22 protein-coding genes are annotated in these 26,868 nt (G+C 34.7%); 15 read left to right on the forward strand and 7 right to left on the reverse strand.

The genetic code is table 11. From position 1 onward, the window contains the following. Nucleotides 1-312 precede the first annotated feature (312 nt). From BJB63x_RS01570 to BJB63x_RS01580, 3 genes are all read right to left on the reverse strand, one after another. Nucleotides 313-2,454 carry an autotransporter outer membrane beta-barrel domain-containing protein gene (locus tag BJB63x_RS01570; RefSeq protein WP_078718718.1) on the reverse strand — a complete coding sequence of 714 codons (2,142 nt, stop codon included), beginning with the start codon at nt 2,452-2,454 and terminating at the stop codon, nt 313-315. A gap of 632 nt (nt 2,455-3,086) precedes the next feature. Beyond that, a complete protein-coding gene (locus BJB63x_RS01575) occupies nt 3,087-6,077 on the reverse strand; it encodes an autotransporter family protein (RefSeq protein ID WP_078718719.1) in 2,991 nt (996 codons plus the stop codon). Between the two features lie 525 nt (nt 6,078-6,602). Next, on the reverse strand, nt 6,603-9,599 hold the full coding sequence (locus BJB63x_RS01580; RefSeq protein WP_078718720.1) for an autotransporter outer membrane beta-barrel domain-containing protein: 2,997 nt from the start codon (nt 9,597-9,599) through the stop codon (nt 6,603-6,605). Nucleotides 9,600-9,985: 386 nt separating this feature from the next. Between BJB63x_RS01580 and fliF the strand changes: the two genes are divergently transcribed. From fliF to fliQ, 15 genes are all read left to right on the forward strand, one after another. After that, nucleotides 9,986-11,650, forward strand: coding sequence for a flagellar basal-body MS-ring/collar protein FliF (gene fliF, locus BJB63x_RS01585; RefSeq protein ID WP_078718721.1), 1,665 nt, complete (start codon nt 9,986-9,988; stop codon nt 11,648-11,650). Nucleotides 11,651-11,671: 21 nt separating this feature from the next. Next, complete coding sequence (locus BJB63x_RS01590; RefSeq protein ID WP_078718722.1) at nt 11,672-12,433, forward strand: hypothetical protein; 762 nt, start codon at nt 11,672-11,674, stop codon at nt 12,431-12,433. Continuing rightward, nucleotides 12,430-13,539, forward strand: a complete 1,110-nt coding sequence (locus BJB63x_RS01595; RefSeq protein ID WP_078718723.1) for a flagellar motor protein MotB — start codon at nt 12,430-12,432, stop codon at nt 13,537-13,539. Before BJB63x_RS01590 ends, BJB63x_RS01595 begins: the two co-directional genes overlap by 4 nt. A gap of 2 nt (nt 13,540-13,541) precedes the next feature. Then, on the forward strand, nt 13,542-14,882 hold the full coding sequence (locus BJB63x_RS01600; protein WP_236823867.1) for a chemotaxis protein: 1,341 nt from the start codon (nt 13,542-13,544) through the stop codon (nt 14,880-14,882). Next, a complete protein-coding gene (locus tag BJB63x_RS01605) occupies nt 14,866-15,192 on the forward strand; it encodes a hypothetical protein (protein WP_078719619.1) in 327 nt (108 codons plus the stop codon). The genes BJB63x_RS01600 and BJB63x_RS01605 overlap by 17 nt, the downstream gene beginning before the upstream one ends. Nucleotides 15,193-15,341: 149 nt before the next feature. Further along, a complete protein-coding gene (gene fliK, locus BJB63x_RS01610) occupies nt 15,342-16,118 on the forward strand; it encodes a flagellar hook-length control protein FliK (protein WP_153300772.1) in 777 nt (258 codons plus the stop codon). Between the two features lie 49 nt (nt 16,119-16,167). Continuing rightward, nucleotides 16,168-16,644, forward strand: coding sequence for a transglycosylase SLT domain-containing protein (locus tag BJB63x_RS01615; protein WP_236823878.1), 477 nt, complete (start codon nt 16,168-16,170; stop codon nt 16,642-16,644). Between the two features lie 265 nt (nt 16,645-16,909). After that, the gene (locus tag BJB63x_RS01620; RefSeq protein ID WP_078719621.1) at nt 16,910-17,596 is read left to right on the forward strand and encodes a response regulator transcription factor; all 687 of its coding nucleotides are present in this window, start codon (nt 16,910-16,912) and stop codon (nt 17,594-17,596) included. A gap of 204 nt (nt 17,597-17,800) precedes the next feature. Then, a complete protein-coding gene (locus BJB63x_RS01625) occupies nt 17,801-19,009 on the forward strand; it encodes a flagellar hook protein FlgE (protein ID WP_078719622.1) in 1,209 nt (402 codons plus the stop codon). A 29-nt stretch (nt 19,010-19,038) separates the two neighbouring features. Further along, the gene (gene flgK, locus BJB63x_RS01630; protein ID WP_078718725.1) at nt 19,039-20,409 is read left to right on the forward strand and encodes a flagellar hook-associated protein FlgK; all 1,371 of its coding nucleotides are present in this window, start codon (nt 19,039-19,041) and stop codon (nt 20,407-20,409) included. Nucleotides 20,410-20,416: 7 nt separating this feature from the next. Next, nucleotides 20,417-21,499, forward strand: a complete 1,083-nt coding sequence (locus BJB63x_RS01635; protein WP_078718726.1) for a flagellar hook-associated family protein — start codon at nt 20,417-20,419, stop codon at nt 21,497-21,499. A 17-nt stretch (nt 21,500-21,516) separates the two neighbouring features. Beyond that, the gene (flaF, locus tag BJB63x_RS01640) at nt 21,517-21,885 is read left to right on the forward strand and encodes a flagellar biosynthesis regulator FlaF (RefSeq protein WP_078718727.1); all 369 of its coding nucleotides are present in this window, start codon (nt 21,517-21,519) and stop codon (nt 21,883-21,885) included. Beyond that, the gene (gene flbT, locus BJB63x_RS01645) at nt 21,882-22,325 is read left to right on the forward strand and encodes a flagellar biosynthesis repressor FlbT (RefSeq protein ID WP_194284792.1); all 444 of its coding nucleotides are present in this window, start codon (nt 21,882-21,884) and stop codon (nt 22,323-22,325) included. Before flaF ends, flbT begins: the two co-directional genes overlap by 4 nt. 17 nt (nt 22,326-22,342) lie before the next feature. After that, nucleotides 22,343-22,852: a flagellar hook assembly protein FlgD gene (gene flgD, locus BJB63x_RS01650; protein ID WP_078718728.1), complete on the forward strand. Its 510-nt coding sequence runs from the start codon at nt 22,343-22,345 to the stop codon at nt 22,850-22,852. 3 nt (nt 22,853-22,855) lie between these two features. After that, on the forward strand, nt 22,856-23,122 hold the full coding sequence (fliQ, locus tag BJB63x_RS01655) for a flagellar biosynthesis protein FliQ (protein ID WP_078718729.1): 267 nt from the start codon (nt 22,856-22,858) through the stop codon (nt 23,120-23,122). Nucleotides 23,123-23,382: 260 nt separating this feature from the next. On the opposite strand, the gene BJB63x_RS01660 is transcribed toward fliQ, so the two are convergent. The 4 genes from BJB63x_RS01660 to BJB63x_RS01675 all read right to left on the reverse strand — a co-directional run bounded on the left by BJB63x_RS01660 (nt 23,383) and on the right by BJB63x_RS01675 (nt 26,808). Next, nucleotides 23,383-23,745 carry a hypothetical protein gene (locus BJB63x_RS01660; RefSeq protein ID WP_078718730.1) on the reverse strand — a complete coding sequence of 121 codons (363 nt, stop codon included), beginning with the start codon at nt 23,743-23,745 and terminating at the stop codon, nt 23,383-23,385. A gap of 405 nt (nt 23,746-24,150) precedes the next feature. Beyond that, nucleotides 24,151-24,909: an iron ABC transporter ATP-binding protein gene (locus BJB63x_RS01665; RefSeq protein ID WP_078718731.1), complete on the reverse strand. Its 759-nt coding sequence runs from the start codon at nt 24,907-24,909 to the stop codon at nt 24,151-24,153. Then, complete coding sequence (locus BJB63x_RS01670; RefSeq protein WP_078718732.1) at nt 24,906-25,859, reverse strand: iron chelate uptake ABC transporter family permease subunit; 954 nt, start codon at nt 25,857-25,859, stop codon at nt 24,906-24,908. Before BJB63x_RS01670 ends, BJB63x_RS01665 begins: the two co-directional genes overlap by 4 nt. Continuing rightward, the gene (locus BJB63x_RS01675) at nt 25,852-26,808 is read right to left on the reverse strand and encodes an ABC transporter permease (RefSeq protein WP_078718733.1); all 957 of its coding nucleotides are present in this window, start codon (nt 26,806-26,808) and stop codon (nt 25,852-25,854) included. The genes BJB63x_RS01670 and BJB63x_RS01675 overlap by 8 nt, the downstream gene beginning before the upstream one ends. Between the last annotated feature and the right edge of the window lie 60 nt (nt 26,809-26,868).

Consider the following 26,868-nt stretch of genomic DNA (forward strand, 5'->3'; position numbering starts at 1 on the left):
TTCCAAAAATTAAAAAACAATGTTTTTTAATTTTATCATCTCTTTTAAATTCACTTTACAGCCTTGAAAATTATTTAGAACAATATTCTTAATAATGAAGCTTAGAATTGTAAACTTCAATACAGAAATTAGAGTTTTATTAACAATAATATAAAAGCTGAAACACTTCGTTAGTCTGAATTGGGATATGTTACTGAAATACTTTAGATTTTATGTATAAATAAGTAGAATAATCTTCCAGAACAATATTAAAAATTTAAAAAAGAAGGCAATAAATTATATTGCCTTCTTTATTAAAGCAGCATTAACCTATTAAAAACGATAATGTAACCTTCCTGAAAAAGATGCTCCAGATACACCAGTTTTTGATAGCCTTTTTTGGTAACTGGCATCACCGTGGAATAGAATCTTCTTAGTTAATTGTACATTAATACCTAAACCACCCTCAATGGCAGATCCCATAGAATCAAGATGAAAAGTATCACCAACTTCTATCGTATCACTCGCACTAAGAGTCTTCATAACATTCAGTTTTCCATAAAAAGAAACGACACTATCTTTTTCAACAACAGTAGTTTTAGTTAAACGACCACCTACGCGTGCTAACCATTGATTAGGGTCCTTCATATTAACTTGAAGTTTATCAATATCTAAAATGTTATTAAACATAACACTTTGATAAATAAGTTGTGCTTGGGGTTCAAAAGATACATTCTCAACACCAGTTGCTAATTTTTGACCGACAGTTCCAGATACACTGAACATTTTTGTATCATCAATTTCTGCAACGTTATCGATAACAGCAGTCTTAATGTGTCCTTTCACGATACCATAAGATAAAAGTGCATTCATATACAAATTGTTATCATGTTGAACACTACCAAAAGCTGAAACTGACCACTTATCAAGGGAACTTTTCGCAGAGCCCTCCATATCTTTTGGAGTAAAAGATACTTTACCATAGGTTCCCAACAGACCGAAGTTTGTAATGATATTTTCATTTTCAAAAGAACCTAAAACAGCACCAGTTTGTAAAGCAGCATACACTGTATCAGCACCATAACCATATTGTAACGGATTGCGGATAGATGAAAAGTTTGCTACGTTACCATAAGAGGACAAAAAGAGGGATCCCTTCTTTTTACTCGAGACTAATCTTTCTCGCATATCAGCCAACACTTTATTCTGATTATTAATATCAGAGATACCCGAAGAGAATAAAGCATTAGGCATGACTAAATAGCTTGCCATTCGTGGGACAAGAGATCTCACTTGTGATTGAGAATCTATATATTCATTTTGCAATCTGAAATGCCAATTGAAACGCCTGTTAGTAAGCGGTTCACTAACAACATCATAAACAGGTATTCTTTTAAGGACATTCTTATAAGGAAAACCACCAACTGTAGTGTAGCCATGGGCTAATTTAAAAGAGTTTTCAGTTGCTTTTCCATATACTTCAATGAGGGAGATTCCTTCCTTTGAAGGAGAAACATACTCTCTAATGCCAATATGTTTTACGTCTGTATTGTCTCTTGGATCTTTAACGTGATTAATATAAATTTTGGTAACACCTTGTACATCCGTTTTAATTATAAGTTTGTCAGAATCTACACTGCTCACATTGAAATAAACCCTCGCATCACCAGCTGTGAAATATTGTGAAATAGACTTTCCTTGTGGAATTTGTATGGATAAAGTTTGGTAACCACCACTGACATTTTTATCAAATACAATAGCACTATCATAAAGATGAAGCATATGTATAGTAGACTCTTGTCGCCTTTCTTCAGAATTGGAACTAGCAGGTATAATCCATTTTGAACCATTTTTTAAAGTTAAAAACATATATTGGGAGTTCTCAACCTTTGATTGACCTTGTAAAGTAGAACCGTCTGCATCAATACGCAACATCTCAGCGTAATTATACTGTTGATACGCTGTATTTGTTGTAGGTTGGCTCGTTAAAATATCAGAATAAATTTGCGAATTTTTAAGAATTACAATACCTGGACCTTTTGACGAAATACCTATATATGGAGATGAAATTGTTGTATTGTTAAGGTGTACCTGACTTGGGGGATCAAGATCGTTAGGAGTCAGTTTATGTCTGAAATAAATACCATAACCTAAAGGATTAGTAACTCTTATAGTTGAATTTTTAATATAAACTCTAGATCCTGCATAGGGTACTACACCAAACGAATCAGCTGTTATATTGACTCCTGTAAAATCAGCTTTTCCAATTTTGTTAGCAAGAATTCCAACATATTTTGATTCAGATTTCTCTCTATTTAATGCAGAAGAATCTATAATTGATTCTATAGGGATATCTCTGCTATGAAATGCAAAGTTTTCATTATTAAAAAATTGCTCTATGCTATGTGCATTGGTTATACTAAATAAAAGAAAAATACCTTTCAAACTTAATTTGATAATAAATGTCGCTCTCATACAAATTAAACCTCAAGTTAATAATCTTCACAACATGCTATTTAATTAACAACACAAAGAAATGCAAGTTTAAGTTCATTATGATACAATAATTATGCGAATTTTAATATTATAATAAGTAAATAGCATAATAATGTTCTGTTCTTTGTGAAAGTAGGGTTCTATTAAGTAAGTGCAAAAAGCAAAAGCATGAAATGATGAGCAATCATCGTTATTAAAAATACTGCTTTGGGTACTTCTGAAGGCTGTAAAGTCGAATTTGAAAGAGATAATAAAACTGGGCATAGGTTTTTAATCTTTGATATTCATATTCTTTTCAGATTATCTACATTCCTATTATCGAGAATAAACCAAATCAATATTATATTAATATCCTCATTTCAAATTTATATAATATTATAGCCGCATGAAGACGGAGTATTATTTACAATAAACAGCTAAAGAAAGTACTTCATAAGAAAATTATGAGTACCAGAGTATTAAGTTATACTTATAGTGTTTTTTCTGTCGATGAAAAAAATAGGAGGGAGAGTTTTTAGTGATATAAAGAATATAGATTTTCATTAATAGAATTATTATAAAAAGGCAGTACATTGTACTGCCTTTGTTATTAGAGTTAATATCAGTTTGTTTTAGAAACGATAACGTATTCCACCTGAGAAAGAAGTCGCTGATACACCTGCTTTTTGGAGCTTGTGTTGGTGGCTAACATCTCCGTGTAATCCGATTTTTTGATTTAATTGTGCATTGATACCTACACCACCTTCAACAGACGCCCCCATAGGGTCAAGATGGAAACTATCGCTAACCTGTATTGTATTATCATCACCAAAAGTGTTGATCATATTCAATTTTCCATAAAGTGAAATAGCACGGCCATTTTCTACTGCAGTGACAGTTTTGGTCAAACGTCCACCAATACGAACTAACCATTGATGAGGATTATTCATATTGATTTCAAGATCATTACCATCTGAAATATTATCAAAAATCAAACTCTGATAAGCAAGTTGTGCTTGTGGTTCAAAGGTTAATCCTTGAATACTGGTTGTAAATTGTTGACCAATGGTAGCAGAAGCACTCAATGTGTTTACATTGTCCAACTTTGCGATATTTCCGATGTCAGCAACTTTAATATGTCCTTTTACGAGACCATAGGAGAAAAGAGTATCCAAATATAAACCATTGCGGTATTGCATACTGCCGAAAGCTGAGACTGACCATTTATCAAGTGTACTTTTAACAGCACCTTCCATATCTTTTGGAGTAAAGGACACTTGACCATAAGTGCCTAATAGACCAAATCGTGTGATGGTATTTTGATTTTCAAGAGCACCCAATGCAACACCTGCTTGTACACCGCCATAGCGAATATTAGCACCATAACCGTACTCGAGAGCACTGTGATTGGATGATAAAGTTACTGTACTGCCGTAAGAGGATAAGAAGAAAGTATTTTTCTTATTATTGTCATTTTCTAATGAAATTGTTCGCATATTGGTCAATGCTTTATTTTGCTCACCAATATCAGAGAAACCGACAGAGAATAAAGCATTTGGCATCACCAAATAACTGGCCATTTGTGGTACAAGAGCCTTCACCTTCGATTGAGAGTCAAGATAGGCATTCTGTAAGCGGAAGTCCCAGTATGGTGTATCTGGGCCAAACATACTTTGATCTGCTTTATGACTGGAAGCTTTAGGATCGTACGCATTTAGTGTATATTTGTACGGTACCCCCTTTATTGTGGTGTAGCCATGTGCCAATTTAAAGGAGTCTTTATTTGCTTTTCCAGAAACTTGGATGAGTGAGATGCCATTTTCATTTTCAGGAACTGAAGTGTTTTCTTCTGTTTTATTATTTCCTTTGATAATGTTGACATAGACTGTAGTTGTCCCTGATGCATCGCCATTAATCACAAGCCGATCAGTTTTTTGATCTTTTATTTTAAGGCCACTAATCCATTCAGTGTTGAAATAAATTTTTGCATTGCCTTGAGCATTGTAGACTTTTGAAGGGTTGTTTGCGTCTCTTCGATTATCTATTACCTCCGGTATTACAGGTCCTACATATAGTGTTTGATACTGGCCTTCTGTTGACTTATCAAAGGCAATAGTACTATTATTAAGATCTAATTTAGATACAAAAGAACGAGCTCTATCACCAAGATCGAGTAATTTATTTTCGTCATTTTTTTCTTCTTTGCTGATTTTTAGAGTCCAAATTGTGCCATTGTTAAGGTTAAAGACTGTTTCAGTTTCTTCTCCAGTTCTGACACCACCTTCTAAGAGTGAGTGGTCTGCATTAAGTGTAAGAACTGACTTCTTTTCTTCTTTAGCAGTAGATTTTAATAAAAGATCAGCACGTATTTCTGAATTTTTAAGGTTTACAATGTCTTTTCCAGATTCGTTTCCAAAAATACCTACGCCTTTTTCAACAGCAAGCTTTGTATTAATAAAATTAACAACAGCTCCTTGTTCATCATTATTTCTAAACTCTAGACCATTTGCAGAAGCTTTTGCAGAAACATTAGAAATATTGATTTTTGAACTATTTTCTACAAAAAATGCAGCATTGTTTGCGTCAATTATACCACCTTCTATTGTGACATCTGTTTTATTACCAGATGCGTAAAGCCCAAAACCTTTTTTAGATTTAATGGAAATATTTTCTAAAGAAACCTTACTGTTTTTGGCTAATAATCCACTTCCTTCTTCAACAGTGATTTTCACATTTTTTATCTTGCTTTCATCATTCTCATTTCCATCAAAAACAATACCGTCTTTTTTAGCTACAATGGAGCCACCGGTCATATTTAATATTGCTTTTTCACTTATTTTAATACCACTTGCATCTGAAGAAATTACTACATCATTTGATGTAATGCTACTTCCATTCCCGTGAGCAGAAATTGCTACTTTATCAGCATTATCTTCTTTATCATTTTTGAATGTAACAGAAGCACCATTTGCTAAAATTTTGGCACCGTTTTTTATATCAATACCTATCCCTTGTGAAGTAATGTCCACATTACCTAATGTAATAATTGTGTTTTCATTCTCAGCTTTTATAGCAGCTTCTTTGGCGTTAATAGTACCACTTTCCATGGTGATTTCGGCGCCATTTTTTATATCAATACCTGTCTTTTGTGAAGTAATATCCACATTGCCTAATGTAATAATTGTGTTTTCATCCTCAGCTTTTATAGCTGTATCACTGACATCAATTGTACCACTTTCCATGGTGATTTTACCACCTTTAGTTGCACTAACGCCGATATCAAGGTCTTTAATAGTTGTTTTACCTTTTAGAATGATTTCACTATCTGACCCATCAACTGTTGTACCTTTTCCTTTTTTTTCCTCAGTGCCAATCAGCGTTAAATCTTTACCAGTGATTTTACCACCTTTTTTATCATTACTTTCTTCGCCATCTTCTGACTTCTCTCCTACATGAAGAGCACTCTTTCCGTCGCTAGGAGCCTGATAAGTTTTGTTTTCACCGGCGTCTACTTCCTCTCCTTTATATTGATCCATGTTCTCAGCAACAGCAGCATTAAAATGAGCACTAAACAAAACTATAGCAGCCGCAGCTGTATACGATAAAAGATAATTTTTACACATAAGGACTTCCCTAACTTATAAAACCCACATTAATCCCCCCGCTTATAAGAAGGATATGGAATAGATAATTTTCATTGATTGGATTAGATTATTTTTTCTTGTATGTAAAGATAAAAATCATTTTATATAAATATAAAAATAATTATTATTTATATACACAATGTATTTATATATATTTTTAATATATTAAACATAATGTTATTTATTATTAATACATAATGTATTAAATTTTCTTTTTATAAAGAGCGAATTTTTCATATTTATACTTAAAATAAATTTTAAATAATAGAAAAATATTATATTTAATAGGCTGTCATATTGCTAATTTATATTATTATTTGCTAAAATGTTGATAAATTTTTCGTTTTTCTAGAAAATGATGGAATGGTAAAGAATAGTCCATCAAAGAAGTAAAAATATAAGGAAAATCTAATATTTTGGATTCTTTTTTAGAAGGGAAGAGGGATAAAATAAAAAGGCAGTACATTGTACTGCCTTTGTTATTAGAGTTAATATCAGTTTGTTTTAGAAACGATAACGTATTCCACCTGAGAAAGAAGTCGCTGATACACCTGCTTTTTGGAGCTTGTGTTGGTGGCTAACATCTCCGTGTAATCCGATTTTTTGATTTAATTGTGCATTGATACCTACACCACCTTCAACAGACGCCCCCATAGGGTCAAGATGGAAACTATCGCTAACCTGTATTGTATTATCATCACCAAAAGTGTTGATCATATTCAATTTTCCATAAAGTGAAATAGCACGGCCATTTTCTACTGCAGTGACAGTTTTGGTCAAACGTCCACCAATACGAACTAACCATTGATGAGGATTATTCATATTGATTTCAAGATCATTACCATCTGAAATATTATCAAAAATCAAACTCTGATAAGCAAGTTGTGCTTGTGGTTCAAAGGTTAATCCTTGAATACTGGTTGTAAATTGTTGACCAATGGTAGCAGAAGCACTCAATGTGTTTACATTGTCCAACTTTGCGATATTTCCGATGTCAGCAACTTTAATATGTCCTTTTACGAGACCATAGGAGAAAAGAGTATCCAAATATAAACCATTGCGGTATTGCATACTGCCGAAAGCTGAGACTGACCATTTATCAAGTGTACTTTTAACAGCACCTTCCATATCTTTTGGAGTAAAGGACACTTGACCATAAGTGCCTAATAGACCAAATCGTGTGATGGTATTTTGATTTTCAAGAGCACCCAATGCAACACCTGCTTGTACACCGCCATAGCGAATATTAGCACCATAACCGTACTCGAGAGCACTGTGATTGGATGATAAAGTTACTGTACTGCCGTAAGAGGATAAGAAGAAAGTATTTTTCTTATTATTGTCATTTTCTAATGAAATTGTTCGCATATTGGTCAATGCTTTATTTTGCTCACCAATATCAGAGAAACCGACAGAGAATAAAGCATTTGGCATCACCAAATAACTGGCCATTTGTGGTACAAGAGCCTTCACCTTCGATTGAGAGTCAAGATAGGCATTCTGTAAGCGGAAGTCCCAGTATGGTGTATCTGGGCCAAACATACTTTGATCTGCTTTATGACTGGAAGCTTTAGGATCGTACGCATTTAGTGTATATTTGTACGGTACCCCCTTTATTGTGGTGTAGCCATGTGCCAATTTAAAGGAGTCTTTATTTGCTTTTCCAGAAACTTGGATGAGTGAGATGCCATTTTCATTTTCAGGAACTGAAGTGTTTTCTTCTGTTTTATTATTTCCTTTGATAATGTTGACATAGACTGTAGTTGTCCCTGATGCATCGCCATTAATCACAAGCCGATCAGTTTTTTGATCTTTTATTTTAAGGCCACTAATCCATTCAGTGTTGAAATAAATTTTTGCATTGCCTTGAGCATTGTAGACTTTTGAAGGGTTGTTTGCGTCTCTTCGATTATCTATTACCTCCGGTATTACAGGTCCTACATATAGTGTTTGATACTGGCCTTCTGTTGACTTATCAAAGGCAATAGTACTATTATTAAGATCTAATTTAGATACAAAAGAACGAGCTCTATCACCAAGATCGAGTAATTTATTTTCGTCATTTTTTTCTTCTTTGCTGATTTTTAGAGTCCAAATTGTGCCATTGTTAAGGTTAAAGACTGTTTCAGTTTCTTCTCCAGTTCTGACACCACCTTCTAAGAGTGAGTGGTTTGCGCTTAATTCGAGAGTTGCTTCATCATAAGCTGTTTCAGTGTTTAATAAAACATCGGCGTGGATTCTTGAATCTTTAAGAAGGATATTACTCTGTCCAGATTCTACTAATAAAATACCCGTTTTTTTTGCTTCAATTTGTACATTAGTTAGTTTAATTCTGCTTCCTGAACCCTGAGTTTCTATACCATTTTCTTTTGCTTTGATGGAACCTCTTTCCATTATTATGGTGCTTTCATCGTAAACGGAAACACCTGTCTTTCCTGCTTCGATTTTTGCATCAGTTAATTCAATTCTAGATCCAGAATCCTGAGTTTCTACAGCGGTTTCTTTTGCTTTAATAGAAGCCTTTTCCATTATTATGGTGCTGTTTTTTAAAGCAATAAGACCTTTTTCTTCTGCCTCGATTTGTACATCACCTAATTTAATTTTACTTCCTGAACCCTGAGCATGCACGCCATTCTTTTTTGTTTTGATAGAACCTTTTTCCATTGTTATGGTGCTGTTTTCAAAAGCAATAAGACCTTTTTCTTCTGCCTCGATTCGTACATCACTTAATTCAATTCTAACTCCAGACTTCTGAGCTTCTACAGCGGTTTCTTTTGCTTTAATAGAAGCCTTTTCCATTGTTATGGTGCTGTTTTCAGAAGCAATAAGACCTTTTTCTTCTGCCTCGATTCGTACATCACCTAATTCAATTTTACTTCCTGAACCCTGAGCATGCACGCCATTCTTTTTTGTTTTGATAGAACCTTTTTCCATTGTTATGGTGCTGTTTTTAAAAGCAATAAGACCTTTTTCTTCTGCCTCGATTTGTACATCACCTAATTTAATTTTACTTCCTGAACCCTGAGCATGCACGCCATTCTTTTTTGTTTTGATAGAACCTTTTTCCATTGTTATGGTGCTGTTTTCAGAAGCAATAAGACCTTTTTCTTCTGCCTCGATCCATACATCACCTAATTCAATTTTACTTCCTGAATTATAAGTTTGCACACCGTTCTCTGATGCTTTAATAGAGCCTTTTTTCATTATTATAGTGTTATTGTCTTGAGCAAAAAGACCGTTTTTTGCCTCGATTCGTACATCACCTAATTCAATTTTACTTCCTGAACCCTGAGCATGCACGCCATTCTTTTCTGTTTTGATGGCACCACTTTCCATTACAATGGTTTTGCCTTCATCAACAAAAAGAGCTTGATTCATCATTAGTAAATTTAGTAAAGTTTCCATTTCAATAAAGCTGCTATTTTCAGCCCTTGCAAAATTAGTACCAAACAAGATGACAGCTGCTACGGTTGTGCAATACAAAAGATAATTTTTACTCATAAAGAATTTTCCATAATTTATAAACTCTTTTACTTTTTGCTTATAAGAATAAGCTAAAATAAATAATAAACGAATGACTTTGTACCAAAGTGATAAAGGTAAATATGGAATTTCTAAGATTAAAATGTGTTTTGATTTTGTTAAACAAATTATTTTTTTAATATGTATTTAAAAAATAAAAAAAGATGGCAGGATAGGACGACGTTACCTTTAATAAACTTAATAATATAATTGTATTATGGGATTTTCTATTTAAAAGTAGACATCATTTTCACGCAAGTTTTGTTTTTTATGATTTGAGTAGTAAGAGTGGGAAAACAGCTGTTAAGCAGCTGTTTTTCTTTATTTTACGTGAGTTTTTTTCTCAATATATATGGTGCAAATCTATGCTTGATAAATTTTTGGCTTTTCTTTCTTCTTCTGGGAATGCTCTCCATAAACTAGGGGCGAAGCGCCTTATTGCGCTTGGTATGATTGGATTAACCTTATTTGGAACAATTTTATTTTCCAGCTTTTATTTGACGCGTCCTGTTTATGAAACACTTTATGTTGGCCTTTCACGTGATGATGTAAATCGAATGGGAATGGCTTTGGGTGAGGCGGGGATTGCTTTTGATGTTTCTGCTGATGGCAGTACTGTTCAGGTTCCAGTGGGACAAGCAGAACAAGCGCGAATGTTTCTTGCAGAAAAAGGGCTGCCGACATCAAACAATGCAGGATATGAATTGTTTGATAATATGGGATCCTTAGGGCTCACATCTTTTATGCAAGAAATTACGCGCCAACGTGCTTTAGAGGGTGAAATTGCAAGGACGATTCAAGTTGTACAAGGTGTAAAGGCAGCACGTGTCCATATTGTTTTACCAGACAAAGGATCATTCCGTAAGGCTAATCAGAAGCCTACTGCCTCTGTTGTGATTCGTACTAATGGTGGTTTTGCAGTCGAATCTGCTCAGTCTATCCGTCAATTAGTGGCAGCAGCAGTTCCTTCACTTGAAGCAAGTTCAGTGACGGTGATGGACACACGTGGACAATTGCTTGCTTCTGGGATGGATGCAATGAATGGAACTTCAATGATGATGGCATCTCTTGAGCAGCAGGTTGCTTCGCAAATTGATGCGAATATTCGTAAGCAATTGGTTCCTTATCTTGGTTTTAATCACTTTCAAACCAGTGTGCAAGTTGTTTTAGATACAGATCGTCGTCAAACGAATGAGACTGTTTTTGATCCAGAATCACAAGTTGTGCGTTCTGTGCGCTCTGTGCGTGATCAAGCTGATAGTCAAAATAATCGCAATAGTGATTCTGTAAGTGTAGAACAAAATATTCCGCAAGAAGAAATTGCCAATAGTGGTGGAGAAAGATCAACGGATAAAAAAGATCGCCGTGAAGAGACCACTAATTATGAAATTAACTCTAAGACTATCTCTACAGTTAGTGATGGTTATAGTGTGAAGAAATTAGCTGTTGCTATCGTGGTAGATCGTGCGCGTTTAACCCTTCCAGATATTACAAAGCCAACTTCTGAAAATGCTCTTAATGATGAAATAAACCGCATCCAGCAGATGGTTGCGACGGCAGCAGGGCTTGATCCAAAACGTGGGGATATCATTAATGTTACAGCTGTTGATTTTGTCGGTCATACTGAGTCTGATATGACACCTGTTCAAATGCCTCTTTGGAAATTATTATCACGTTATACATCTGGTTTGATCAATGGGGTTGCTTTAGTGATCGCTATTCTCTTGATTTTATTTTTAGGTGTACGTCCCTTGATGCGTGAAATGCGGGAAGGAAAAAGGGTACTTGAAAACAGTGGAAATGCTGTGTCTGATTTTGAAGATATACCTGCTTTGGAACACCAATATCAAACTAATGCAGAATTTGGTGGAATTACAGGGACAAGTAATGATACAATTAATGATCTACGTAATCGTATGCGCGTCCCGCCACAAAATCGTCTTGAGCAAATGATTGTAATGGATGAAGAACGTTTTGCTGGAGTTTTACGTGAATGGGTCAATGACACTGGTACAGCTGTGGCCGCTTAGATTTGTAAGGTGAAATGCTAAATGGACGAGATGAATAGAATGGAACAAACAGGTGAAAAATTTGAAAAACAGATAAGTTTGCCATTATCTTCTTTTTTGAGTGATTTTTCACCTCGCTATATTTCTTCTGAAGATATAGAGGTTTTGCCTTCTGATAATGAAAGTGAACTTATGTGTAATGACGAGAAGGAGGGAGACTTTTCATCATCCAGTATTGAGTTTCCGAAAGAATATATGGAAGAAATATTACCTTTCAATCTTTCTTCTGAAGGTGTTGTTGATATTGAATCAGCTCGAAAGGCAGCCTTTGACCAAGCTATGCAAGAGGCAACAGAAAAATTGCAAAAACAATTTGAAGTTGAAAAGCAACATTTGGAAGAAGAGCATGCAAAGGCTATTGAATCTGCTAAACGAAGTGTGGTTGAATCACTAGGAGCCAATATAAAGAGTCAATTAACAAAGGGGCTAGCTGATTTACGTCAGGAAATTTCTCAAGAAATTGCACAGGTTCTTTCCATATTTATTGGTGAGAAAATTACAGAAGAAGCGCTTCAGCAATTTGCTACAAAGATTTCAGATCAGGCTTTTGGTGCAGGGCAGCCTTTAGTTCTTGAAGGGAATGAAGAATTGTTGGAGCAGCTGAAAAAACAGCGTGATTTTGATTCATCTCAGTTTGAATTTCAACCGACCAAGAGTTCAGAGATACGTTTACATCGTGGTGAAATGGTTATTGCTACACAGCTCACTCCATTTCTGACGACATTGAAGGAGTTGGTACAGTGAAATCTGATGATCAACAATCTTCTTCTGAAATTATTATTGTTCGTCGTGGAGGACATGGCGATCATGATGATCATCATGGTGGTGTTTGGAAGATTGCTTATGCTGATTTTATGACAGCAATGATGGCGCTTTTTCTCGTTTTATGGCTTGTTAACGTTCAAGACGATGAGACAAAAGAAGCGATTGCAAATTATTTTAATCCAATCAAACTCGTAGATCCCCAAACAAGTAATCGTGGTATTCAGCACAATGATATTGAGCAAGATAAAAAAAGCTCTCTTGATCAAGAACGTAGAGATAATGCTGAATCAGAAAAGTCAAATGCTACGGAGGAAGCAGAGTTAATGCATGATCCTTATTCTGGATTGGAAAAGATTGTTCAGTCAGAACACAACGCACAAAATCTTACTGAGCAGCAGTTTGAAAAGGGCAAACTTGTAGGACAGGGAACTGGTGATTCTCAGGAAAATTTACAACTAGGAATAGAGTATCATGATCCTTTTTCGCCATATTATTGGAGAAAAAATGTTGTTTCTTCTCAAAAAGCAAAAACTCAAAAGCAAAAAACAATGGCACAAGAATCCGCACAGGAAAGTAATTCTTCTGAAAGCTCGCGTATTCTTGCAAAAGAATTAACAGATTTAATAAAGGAGACGAACAATAACATATTGGCTCATGTGAAGCCAATTAGAGAAGGCGTTATGATTGAATTAATGGATCAGCCTAAGTATGAAATGTTTAAAGTTGGCTTATCTGTTCCAACAGCACAGACAATTGATTTAATTAGTAGCATGGCAGGAATTATTGCAAAGCATCAGGGATATGTCGTGATTAGTGGACATACTGACGCGCGGCCTTATCGCAGTAACGTTTATGATAATTGGCAACTTTCAACAGCACGTGCGCAGATGGCTTATTATATGTTGGTACGTGGTGGTTTGGATGAAAAACGAATTTTGCGTGTTGAAGGTTATGCAGATCGGGATTTGAAGAATAAAAAGGATCCATATGCAGTTGAAAATCGTCGTATATCTATTTTTATACGAGATCCAAAGAGTGAAGAAACACAAGAAAAATCACTTCTTGAAAAGGAAAAGACACTATGATTATGAAAAAGATATATTATGTCTGTTTTCTGTCTTTTTTGGTCTTTATTCAAGGAGTTCTTGTGCAAGAAGGGGAGGCTTCTTTACAAAAGACAGAAACAGAGTCTCAGGAAGTTTTGGTTGCAGAGGTAGATCATGAGATTAAAGAATCTTCTATGTTATCAGAAGCTGTTATCTCTGAGCCAATGCAGTTTGTGCGTTCTTTGCAAAATTTGCAAGATAAAATTATATCAGGACAAGAAGACGCATTGCAAAAGCAACTGCAGCTTTTGGGAGAAATTGGCAATAAATTTTTAACTTTTGATTCTGACATTTGGAAAGATGAAAATAATCTTTATGCTTTATTGATCTATCTTTTTAATGGTGGAAATCCGCGAGTGGTGCAAATCATTTTAGAGAATTATGGGAAGGGAGTGATACCGCATAATGTAATGGATAGTGCTTTAGCTTATGCATCTCATAAAAGAGCAGCTTTTTTAAAAGCATATACACAATTGACTGAAGAAAATGTTCGGTCTATCCCTCCTGCTTTGTTCGCATCTATCGTGCTTTCTACAGTTGTTAATATCATAGAAAAAGATCCCATTTTGGCTCTGAAACAGCTTGATCAAATAAGACTTTTTGCTCCAGGCACTTTATTTGAAGAGGGAGCTATTCGTCGAGAACTAAAAGTTGCATCAATACTTGGTGAGACTGATCTTTTGGCCTTATTAATTCGTCATTATACGCATCGTTTTTGGAAATCACCTTATGCTCATGATTTTTGGCATGAATTTACTCCAGCTATATTACGGGTTGATAAAAAGTTAAGTGTTGAGCAATTGGAAACATTAGTTTCTTATGCACCTACAAAAGTGCAGTTTATGACATATATGGAAGTGAGTCGTGCAGCATTAATTGATGCGCGTATGGAAAAGGCACGATTGAGTGCTCAAAAAGCTCTGATATTAGCACATGAGATCGGTGCAGATGATACATCTGCGCGTCTATATTACGCTATGAGTTTGGTTGGTTCGATCACTGCACAAGAATCTATACAAATATTACAAAATATCATCTACAAAGATTTATCAGAAAAAGATCGCTTTTTATTTACTGCTGCACAAGCTGTTGCGCAAAGAGTTATTTCTTCTCCATTAGGTGATCAGAAAGAAAAAAAAGCACAGGCTGCATTACAATTGCAAAGTCAGGAAGAGTTGAAGTTAACCTTAGAAAAAGATGCTAAACAACAAAATATAACATCTCCTATAGAAGCAGAGATGAATCAGTTTATTCAGAACACAAAAGAAAAGATAAACGAAATCGACCAATTATTAGGATATAAAAATGACAATAAGGACTGATGGATTATGTGGTTTCCTTTCTATGCAAAAAACTACAATAAATAAAACTTCAGTTCAGCTGGAAGATTGCACGGATAATCAATTATCTAAAGCTTTTGATACACTGCTTAAACAAAATAAATTTGTGCAAGATAAAAATCTTCATGAAGATTCTTCACTTATGTATATGGTAAAGGAAGTTTTAGAAGAGTCTGCAGAACAGACAATTTTATATGAGAGTATGGAGCATTTAAATGAAGTTATAGACCAGGATTCTTTAGATAAAATCATGGAGTTGGAAACATCAGAAGAAATAGTAGAAAAAATATAATTAAAGCTTTTGAAGAAAAACTACAAAAACCAAAACATAGTTATATTGGCAATAAAAAAAATATTTCTTTTCAAAATTTTTTACATCCATTTTGTTCAGTGCAACAGTTTGTAAAGCAAGAAAAAATTGGAGAAAAAGTTGGTGAGCGTGTGAAAAATGAAAGCATCACAGCTCCTATAAAAAGTGATATACAAAATCAGTGGATTGTAGATATTCAAAAAGCATGTGCTGTTGAAAAAAAGGTTCAAGTTAAAGCAGTAGACAAACATTCTCTCATACAACAAAAAATGCCAAAATATGGTACACAAAATTTTATACATGGAAGTGAATTCTTGACACTAAATGTGGGTATGAAGACAGAAAGAGCTCAATCTCTTAAGAATTTAGAGATAGGTGATAGACTTTCTTTTCAAGAGGAAAAGTCTGATGTTATGATACAGTTAAGTGATGTTGATATCACGTTTAATAAAAAGGTTGGAGTTGTAAGGATTTTGCATTTAAAGCTTACACCTGTAGAGCTTGGGACAGTTAATGCTAAAGTGAAAATGACTGCGCAAGGACTTTATATTGAATTGTGTACTCAGCATCGGGAAACAGCTCGCCTTTTGATCAGTAATCAACAGACGTTATCATATGTTTTAGAGAAGGCACATATTCATGATGATAGTCATTTATTGATTAGTATTGTTGATAAAAGTACTCAAACTATTCACCAAAACCAATCTTTGCAAATGGAACAAGGATTAGAGCAAAATAATAGTGGACAACATTTTAATGGTCAACGTCAATCATTTGATCATAATGAACAGAATGGAAAAAATGAAACAAAGCAATTTTTCAAACAATTTTCGTTGTCAGATACATCACTTTTGGATCTTCCTTTTGAAGATATCTCTCCATATACTTCTTATCGGTTGGTTGTATAGCATTATAGTATTGGATTATGCGATAGCTGAAAATATTTGTGAAGCAGAAATGATTACTGCTTCTAAACGCTATAATGTTCCGCTAGGCATATTGTATGCGGTTGGGTTAACAGAAACAGGTCATAAAGAATCACTTCAGCCATACGCATTGAATATTGATGGCAGAACTGTTTTTGCAAAAAATCAATCAGAAGCTTTACATATCTTTAAAAATGCCAAACGTCATGGAGCAAAACTCATTGATGTGGGATGCATGCAAATTAATTATTATTACCATGGAAAAAATTTCTCTTCTGTTGCAGAGATGTTAAAACCTCACCTTAATGTTGATTATGCTGCACACTTTTTAAAAGATTTACATCAAAAAGAAGGCAGCTGGACTATGGCAGTTGCACGTTACCATGCAGGACCTAATAATGATCCTGCTCAAAAACGTTATGTGTGCCGTGTTATGCGTAATATGATTGCTAGCGGTTTTGGTCGATGGACTTCTAATTCTCGAGTATTTTGTGAGGGAACAAAATGAATCATTATGACAAAAACAGTGAATCATTTTGATAAAATAATGAAATTTTGTCCTATTTTGGGAAAATCCTAGGTTGAAAACAACCAAAAGTTGTTTTTTTTGTTAAAAAATACTATCAAAAATAGTAATTATGCTTTTATAGATAATAAATGGTAAAAATAACTTGTATTTTAAAAAATTAAAGTTGTATAAATTTAACAATATGTAGGCTTTTCTGCGTATGCGTTTAAAATTTTAGTTCTAAATATTGCTTGGATGAGTGCTTATGATTGTTGTAGTAGATGACCGCAAATTGGTAACAGATGGCTATGCTACCTTATTTTCTCGCGAAGGAGTTGCTGCAACAGGCTTACCCCCTTCTGATTTTAGCGAGTGGATTTCAACAGCTCCAAATAATGAAATATCCTCAGTTGAAGCAATTCTTTTAGGAAAATGCAAAAACCAAATCGAATTACCAAAAAAAATTCGAAATTACACCTCAGCTCCAATTCTCGCTATGACAGAGACGAATATTTTAAACCATACAATAGAACTCTTACAATCAGGAATGGATGACGTACTCCGCAAACCTATCCATGTACGAGAAATTCTAGCACGAATCGCAGCCATTCGCAGAAGAATTGGTAACAATATACGTGGGGCAAACGCTGCAATTGAATTCGGACCTATTAGCGTCTTCAATGATGGACGAGACCCACAAATTAATGGTAAAAACTTACCACTTCCACGCAGAGAACGCCGCATCCTCGAATATCTAACAACTAATACAGGAAAACGTGTCAATAAAACACAAATATTCAACAATGTCTACGGCATTTTCGATGATACAATCGAAGAAAACGTTATAGAAAGCCATATTAGCAAACTAAGAAAAAAATTAAAATCTAAAATCGGCTACGACATTATAGATTCAAAAAGATTTCTAGGTTATAGTTTAAAAATTAAAAATTAGATTAAATAAACATCTCCTCTGAATTTTAAAAAATTTAAATTAGCACCTTAAAACATATACATTGGAATATATTTCTATAAAATTTAAAAATAAATTATGTTTTTTTTATGATCAAATTATTTTTATAAAAACATTTAAGCAAAAGCTTCACACAAGGAAGTTTATTTATGGTAGTGTTATAGGCTAAAAATCATAGGAGATGATATGGGTATTTATGGAATGATGCGTACTGGTGTTTCTGGTATGAACGCTCAGGGGACGCGGCTTTCTGGTGTAGCTGATAATGTCGCTAATGCTAGTACAGTTGGATATAAACGTACGAATGTCCAGTTTTCTAATTATGTAACGCCTTCAGGACAATATGCTTACGTTCCTGGTGGAGTGAAGAGTCATATTGGTCATGATATTTCAATTAGTGGTCCGGCGCATGCAACAGGTCGTTCTGGTGATGCGATGATTAATGGAAATGGCTTTTTTCGTGTTGCAGATGAAAATGGGAAAGAATTTTTAACGCGTGCAGGGTCTTTTGCGCGCGATAAGGATGGATATCTTCGCAATACTGCAGGATATTATCTTTTAAATGAAGATGGAGAAAGAATCCAAATTAAAGGTGGTCCAACCGATTTATTTGGTCCTGAAGTGACGACAAAGATTGATTTTAAAGCAAATTTTAATCCAAACGCAAAGGTTTTGGAACCAGAGGGTAATGAAATTGATCCTGAGGATCCTAAAAGTTATAATCAAAAAAAATCTATGATGACTTATGACAGCCAAGGTAAGAAGGTTCAGGTTGATTTCTATATGAGAAAAACCGCTGAAAATAAATGGATTGTCGATGCTTATTCTAACGGAGAAAAAGTTGGTTCTACAGAGTTTAACTTTGATAAAGAAGGGAATCTTATAGAGCCTGCAGAAGAATTTAAATTAACATTGCCAGATAGTGAGGGGAAAACTTTTGAGGTTGATGTTAATTTTGGCGGGGTGGGGGCAGATTCCTTGGTAACGCAAAAGGGCAATTTATTTGCTTTTGAAGCGGAAGCAGATGGTATGGAATCAGGTGCCTTTGATGGTTTCACTTTTGGTAAAAATGGTGAAATTGAGGTTATGTATTCCAATCAAAAAACCCGAATTATTGGGTACGTAGGCGTTACAACTGTGGCTTCACCAGAAAGTTTGACTTTTTTAGGTGGTTCTGTTTTTGAAACAAATAGTCAGACAGGGGGGCAAATGATGGGACGTCCTGGTGATGGTGTTTTTGGTGTTCTATCTTCTGGTTATTTGGAGGATTCAAACGTTGATATGGGCGATGAACTGACAGATATGATTGAGGCGCAACGGAATTATACAGCGAATTCCAAAGTATTTCAGACGGGTTCAGAGTTGATGGATGTTATTGTTAATTTGAAACGGTAATGTAAATACAATCAAAAAGGGATAAGATTATGTCGCTTAACTTAGCACTTAACTCAGCCCGGAACTCACTAAAAGCGACTACAGGTCGACTTGATACCGTTTCGCGTAATGTCGTGAGAGCAGGAGATCCGAATTATACGAGACGCACTTCATATTTAGAATCAGGGCCAGGGGGAGCTGTTCATGTTATTGTGCGTCGTGATGGTGATATCCATTTGTTGAACAATTATTTGATCAAAGCAAGCGAGGCTGCCGCTGCTGGCAGTCTTTCCAATGGGCTTAATCGTTTATCTGGTATTTATGGAGCGGATGAATTTTCAAATTCACCTTCTAAATTGCTTGGTGAATTTCAAAAGGCACTTCAATTTTACGCGAATAATCCACAACAGCGTTCTAATGGAGATGCGGCAGTTGATCGTGCTCGTGATTTGGCCAAAGGGTTGAACGCAGGAAGTCGTGAAATTGAAAAATTATACAATGATGTGAATAGTGATATTCAAGATTCTGTTGATTATATCAATGATTTATTGCAAAAATTTCACGAATTTAATCAGCTGGTAGTGCGGGAAAGAAATGTAAATCGAGATGATAGTATTTATATGGATCAAAGAGATGCTGTTTTAAAAGAGTTATCTCAAGAAATTGGTATCAATACAGTTAACCATTCTGATGGAACAATATCCATTTATGGTATGGATGGTAGTACTCTATATGATAAAATGCCACGGACAGTATCGTTTCAATTCAGTGATTTTTTGCTACCTGGTATTTCTGGAAAACAAGTTTTTATTGATGGTGTCCCCTTAGGTCATTCATCTTTTTTGGATCCTAATGGAGGAGGTAATCTCGGCGGCTTATTGAAGCTACGTGATGATATTGTGCCACAATATCAAAAGCAGTTAGACGAAATGGCAAATGCTTTAATGCAGATGTTTTTGGGTCCTCCTTCTTTATTTTTAGATGGTGATCAACCAAATGGTCAGGTTGACCCCCTTGAGGGTTTAGCAGGACGGATACGGCTTAATCCTATATTTGATAGCAAAACAGAAGGTGGTGGTCCGGAACATTTTGGTGACAATCTTCAAGCATTAGTAGATGCTTTTAATGAAAAACAGCAATTTGGAATGGGTACAGGCTTGGATCCAGATCAATCAATTATGGATTTTAGTAAAAATTCATTAGGTTGGCTTGAAGGTTTACGATCAAATGCAAGTAAAGAAGCTAGATATCAGGGTACAATGTTTTTGCATGCTGCTGAGGTGTTATCCAATGCAACAGGTGTTAATGCAGATGATGAGTTAGCTTTGATGCTACAATTAGAGCAGACATATGGAGCAACCTCTCGTATTATCAGTACGGTTGGTAAAATGTTAGATGATCTTCTAGCAGCAGTTAGGTAGGTGTAAAGTGAGAGTTTCTTCAATTTCGACGTATGTTTTAAACAATGCACGGCGTAATATAATTTCTGAAGGACAGTATGATTTAATGAAAGCCAGCCATGAAATGGCTACTGGGCAGGTGTATGATTCAGGTCTTGCATTGGGGCGTAAAACAGGACGCTTAGTGGATGTTGAGAACCAAATGAGTTATCTCGAAGGTTATAGTACAAGTAATAAACTTCTTACATTAAGATTATCTTCTGTGCAGGTTGCGATTCAAAGTTTAATTGCATCAGGTGATAAAGAAGCTACGCTAGGATCATTGATTATTTTTAATAATATGCTTGTAGGCGATGCAGGAAATGCAACACCATCTGCAGCACAAGCTGTTGCACAAAATGCTTTGGGTGCATTTATTTCGGCTTTAAATACCAATTTTAATGGCGAATACATATTTGGTGGGACAAATACGAGCGAACCACCGTTAAAGTTTTATAAAGTAGGTGGTGAAACGGATCCCAGTAAAATTGTGAAAGAGACGTTTGAGAATTTTCTAAATGGCAAAAAACCAGAAGATCTCACTAGTGAAGAGATGGAAGAATTTATTGATGGGTCTTTTAGCGATTTATTTAATGAAGAGAATTTTAAGGATTTTTTTTCAAATGCTCAAGATGGCTCTATTGAGAAACATATTGCACCCAATGGTGATGAAGTAGATGCTGCGGTAAGTGCTAATGATAAAGGTTTCCGCGATGCTATGAAAAATCTGATTTTGGTAGCAGAATTTGGTGATATTGGTTTATCAAAAGAAGCACAAGAAAGCCTCTTTTCAAGAGCACAGGCGTCTGCCGATAATACATCTACAAGCAGTGCGGTGGATGAAATTATTGCAACAGCTTCTAGAGTAGGAAATACAGAAGCAAGGGTGAAAGCAGCTACGCAACAAATTGAGACTCAAGTAGGTCTTCTCAAAGAAGCACAGATTAATATGATTGGTGTTGATGCAGCAGAGGTTGCTCAAAAAGTCAAAGCTTTGGAGGCTATGTTAGAAGCTTCTTATACTTTGACAAATATGATGAGACGATTAAGTCTTATTAATTACTTAAAATAAAGAGGTTTAGCTGTTTAATGTATCAAATGCGATATGAAGATGTCATGGAAGATGATGCAATGAGCGCACGTGAGCGCGAACGGTTTTTGTTTGATCGGTGTATTAAGCTTCTTTTAGATGCAAAAGCAAAAGGTCCTGGCACGTGTGAAGCCAAGGAGGCAGTTCAGTTTGCTCGAAAGCTTTGGGTTATTCTTATTGAAGATCTTGGGCAGGCCGCAAATGCTTTACCGCAGGCATTGAAAGCCTCTCTTATTTCTATTGGTTTTTTTATTTTAAAAGAAATTCAGAAATTAGATGAGGGAGAGATTACTGATTTTGATGTTCTTGTTGAGATCTCTGAATCTATTCGCAATGGTTTGGCAGAAAATGCGGAGATATGTGAATGAGCAAAAAAACAATTCATTTAACACTCAAACCAAATGAAAGAATCTTTCTTAATGGTGCTGTGTTAAGGGTGGATCGTAAAGTAACTTTTGAATTATTGAATGATGCTACTTTTCTTTTAGAAGGGCATGTTTTACAAGTTGAAGATACTGACACTCCTCTTAAACAGCTTTATTTTTCTGCTCAGCTTATGTTGATTAATCCAAGCGAAGCAGAGAAAGCGTTAACCGTGTTTGTTGATTTATTAAAAAAATTACTTCAAACTTTTACTGACTGTGACCTTTTAAAAGGCTTAAAGGAATGTATCTATTTAACTGAACAAAATAAAATTTTTGAGGTACTAAAAGTTCTCCGTAGTTTGTTTCAGAGAGAAGAACAAATTATGGGTAAAATATCCTCAACTCATTCAACAAATATGAGTATAAGACAAGTTGGAATATAACATTAACGAGGTGTAATATGGTATTGGATGCGGTTAGTGCTCCTAGAAGTTATTCTCAGAATAGTGGTGGACAGTCAGAAACGGCTGGAGCAAAGAAGAACGCAGATTATGATACGTTTATAAAACTGTTGGTAGCACAGATGAAAAATCAAGATCCAACAAAACCTATGGACTCAACAGAATTTGTAGCGCAATTAGCAAGTTTTTCATCTGTTGAACAATCTATAAAAATGAATGAAACGCTTGCTCAGATGCTTTCTAATGGATCAATTAATGGGGCGGAGGGGTATGTTGGCAAATATATTCAGTTTACAGATGAAAAAGACAAAGTCATTGGAGGATATGTGGTATCTATTGATATTTATGGTGATGGTATAGTTGCGACATTAGACAATGATGAAAAAGTTGTTATTGGTCCAGGTGTTAAAGTTATGGTTGAAAAACCTGATGTAGAGGGTTATAAACCTGATGAAAATGCTGACAATTCTGATACTGATCGTCATAAATCTTATGTTGGTGGGTTCTAGAGTATGAATGAAGCTGATGCTATTGATATGGTAACAGCAGCTATATGGACCATTTTAACCGCTAGTGGTCCAGCAGTTCTTGCTGCGATGTCTGCTGGTATTATCATTGCTTTATTTCAAGCGTTAACACAAATTCAGGAAATGACTCTGACATTTATTCCAAAAATTATTATTATTTTTCTGGTATTAGCATTTACAGCTCCATTTGTTGGAGGACAGATTTATGCTTTCACGCAATTAGTTTACAATCGAATAGAAACTGGGTTTTAAAGATTTCTATTAACCGTAATAGATAAAATTTCAGAAACATTTCTTTTTTTGTATTTTGTTTGTGTGTAAAACTATTAATTGATAGGATTTTTTCTATTCGGAAATATTAAGTTGAATTTTCACAATCATTGCAAAAATTTTTAAAAAAAGTACCCTCTTTAATTTATGCTTATAAGTTAAATTTTAAAGAAGATCTTTTTGTCTTTAATAAACAATAACTATCTTTGCTAAATTATCATTCTGCAAATATCACGTCTATTTTATGCGACACTTTCTTTCTCTATTACAATTAGTTCGTCCTCGATTTTTTGTGTCATATGAAGCTCTGCTTTCTCTACTATTCTATGTTGTTGCATTGGTTGATTTTTATACTCTTCTGCAGCATTTAAAAACGAAGAGTCGTCATTTTCTGTGACGGATTTCATTATTTTCTGGTAGATAAGTTCATTAATATGTGCAAGCATATCAGAGATATTCGCTGACAGAGGGTAATGGGGCATAGGTTCAACAATAGGAGCCATTTTTTCAAACTTTTGAACTGACTGCACTCCATTTTTAGAAAATACCACTGATGGTATTAGCAGTGTAAAATGCATTGATGAAGCAATTCTCCCTGGCTGCATAATCGTTATCCCCTCGTTACATTGATTACTTATATAAGCCACGTAAGGGTAATTGGTTTTTTTCATAAAATCAAGCACCTAATAAATATTCTTTATATTTAATTAAAAAGCCTGATTTTGATAGTTTTTTAGAAAAGTGAGTATTTGTAGTGTGCCGTATTTATATACAAGGAGAGGCTACATAAATAAGATAATCAGATCAATTAAAATAATTAGGAAAAAACATGAATTTTTATTTTATACAATTTTTTTGTGAATAATTTATAGAATAGGATTATTCAAATTGTTTCTAAAGACTTATCAAAATTACTTTGAAAAGAATCTCTTTTCTTTGAAAGTCACTCAAATTTTATTTTTTCTAACAAATTTTGAAGAAAATATAAGTTTAAAAAAAGTCCTTCATAATTATTGATAATAAAGAGCTATGGGAACATCATTAATAGTTGTGACTTGAATATCCATATCATAAATTTTTTTAAGAATTTCTGGCCGGATAATTTCTTTTGGACTTCCATAATAAATAACTTTACCTTTTTTAATTGCGACAATCAAATCTGAATAATATGAGGCAAAATTGATATCATGCATAGTAAGAAGAATGGTTTTTTTTAATTCATTGGCTGTACGACGTAGTTGCTGCATCATGGAAACCGAATGTTTCATGTCTAGATTATTCAATGGTTCATCTAGTAGACAATAGTTAGTATCCTGACAAATGACCATTGCTATAAAAGCACGTTGACGCTGTCCTCCAGATAGTTCATCTAAAAAGCGTGTTTCTAGATCTTTTAAACTAAGATATTGAATGGCGCTATTGATAAATTGCTTATCTTCATTGTTATATCGACCTTTAGAATAGGGATAGCGTCCGAAACTTACTAAATCACGAACTGTTAGGCGAACGGATAAAGGATTATCTTGACGTAAAAGTGATAGTTTTTTAGCTAAAAAATTGTGCGACATTGTTTGAATATCAAATCCATCGACGTTAATTGTGCCTTTAGTAATCGGCAAAAGGCGTCTTATCATCATTAAAAGAGTTGATTTTCCAGAACCATTGGGACCAATAAGAGAAATAATGCCTCCTTCTGGTAGATGAAGGGATAAATTATCAATAATCGTCCTAGCTCCATAGGTTTTGGAAAGATGATCAATTTCAATCATTTTAATTTTCCCTTCATCAATAGGGTTAAGAAAACGATACCACCAAAAAATTCGATAATAAAACTTAGTCGTCCTCCCATATTTAAGATTTGTTCTAAAATAAATTGTCCGCTTACTAAAGAAATTATGGCTAATAATATTGCAATAGGTATAACAACATGGTGTTTTGCTTGAGGTGAGAGCTCATAAGAAAGGTTAGCAACTAACAGTCCAAAAAAAGTGACTGGTCCGACAAGTGCTGTAGAAATCGATACGAAAATAGAGACGAAAATAAGAATAGATGTAGCACTTTTATGATAATCGATACCAAGATTAAGAGCAGCTTCGCGTCCAAGAGAAAGAACATCTAGTAGGTGACTTAAACGCCGTCCAATTAAGCTTACGATAAGAACAATGATTGTAGCAAAGCCAATTAATGACGTATTGAATTTATTAAAATTTGCGAACATAATGTCTGTTAAGTTCATCATTTGATCTGGATTTAGTTGTAATTGCATAAACATGCGTAAGCTGAAAAAAAATCCACCAAAGATGACACCAATCAATAAGGTGAGATGAAGACCTTGAAGGCTTCCTGAGAATAACCAGCGAAAGAGACTTATTGAAAAAATAATAAGAATAAAAGTTTCAAGAATTAATTGACCTTCTTCATTGAGGAAGGGTAAAGAAAGAGAGTCGAGAGAGTAAAGAATAATGGTTTTAATTAAAATATAAAGTTGATCAAATCCCATGATTGAAGGCGTTAAAAGTCGATTATTAACGACTGTTTGAAATAAAACAGTAGAGACAGAAATTGTATAAGCAATGAGAAGAAGAGAAACAAGTTTTGCGAAACGGAATTTCCAAGTAAAAGTAGTTATGTTCCATAGCATATAAAGACTAATTATGACACACGCCATTACGGTAAGCACTGTCAATATTAGTATAGTTGCTTTTTTTCTCTTATCCAAGACGCTGTCTCCAATGCAAAAGCAGTATAATAAAAACAAAACTACCAATAACACCCATCACAGTACTGATAGGGATTTCAAAAGCATGATGAGAAACTCGTCCTAAAAGGTCACAAATCAATACCAGTCCAGCACCGCTAATCATCACCCAAGGAGCGCTATGGCGCATATTGTCACCCATGAAATTTGAGATGAGATTTGGAATAATCAATCCGACAAAAGGAATACGACCAACAGTACAAGTTATCAAGGCAGTAATTGATGCGACGATAAAGAGTCCAAAAAACATGACAGTACGGTAATTAAGGCCAAGATTATTGGTTAAATCTTCACCAAGGCCAGCTACAGTAAAGTGGTGAGCAGAAAAATAGGCAAGAATACATAATGGAAAAGACAGCCATAAAAGTTCATATTTCCCGTCAATAATCATTGAAAAACTGCCAAACAAATGAGCTTGAAGAGAAGGAAGAAGCATTTCATGGTCAGCAATAGCATTTGTTAGAGAATTAATAACATATCCCAGCATAATTCCTATAAGCGGTACAATGAGAACAGATTTTAAAGGAATTCTGTATAATAAAAAAATAAAAATCAATGTGCCAATCATGGCAAAAGTTGTAGAAACAACCATTTTTGCAAGTACAGGTATATCAGGAATAAAAATCATAACAAAAAGAATGCCAAGTGATGCGGATTCAACGGTTCCAGCAGTTGAAGGCTCGACAAAGCGATTACGTGTTAATAGTTGCATAATCGTCCCTGAGAGGGCAAGTGACATACCGGTCAAAAGTACTGCAATTGTTCGGGGAAGACGCGTTTGCCAAAAAAGAAGCCACGCTTTTGAATCACCTGATAATAAATCAGCAAGTGTCATATCAGAATAACCAACAAAAATGCTAAAAACAGAAAGTACAGCAATAATCGCTATGGCTATCCAATAATTTTTCACGTCAAATTCTTCTTCAAAAAAATAACAGGGATTATTTATATAACAACCTCTGTTATTAAG

The sequence above is a fragment of the Bartonella sp. JB63 genome, assembly GCF_002022665.1.
GTDB lineage: Bacteria > Pseudomonadota > Alphaproteobacteria > Rhizobiales > Rhizobiaceae > Bartonella.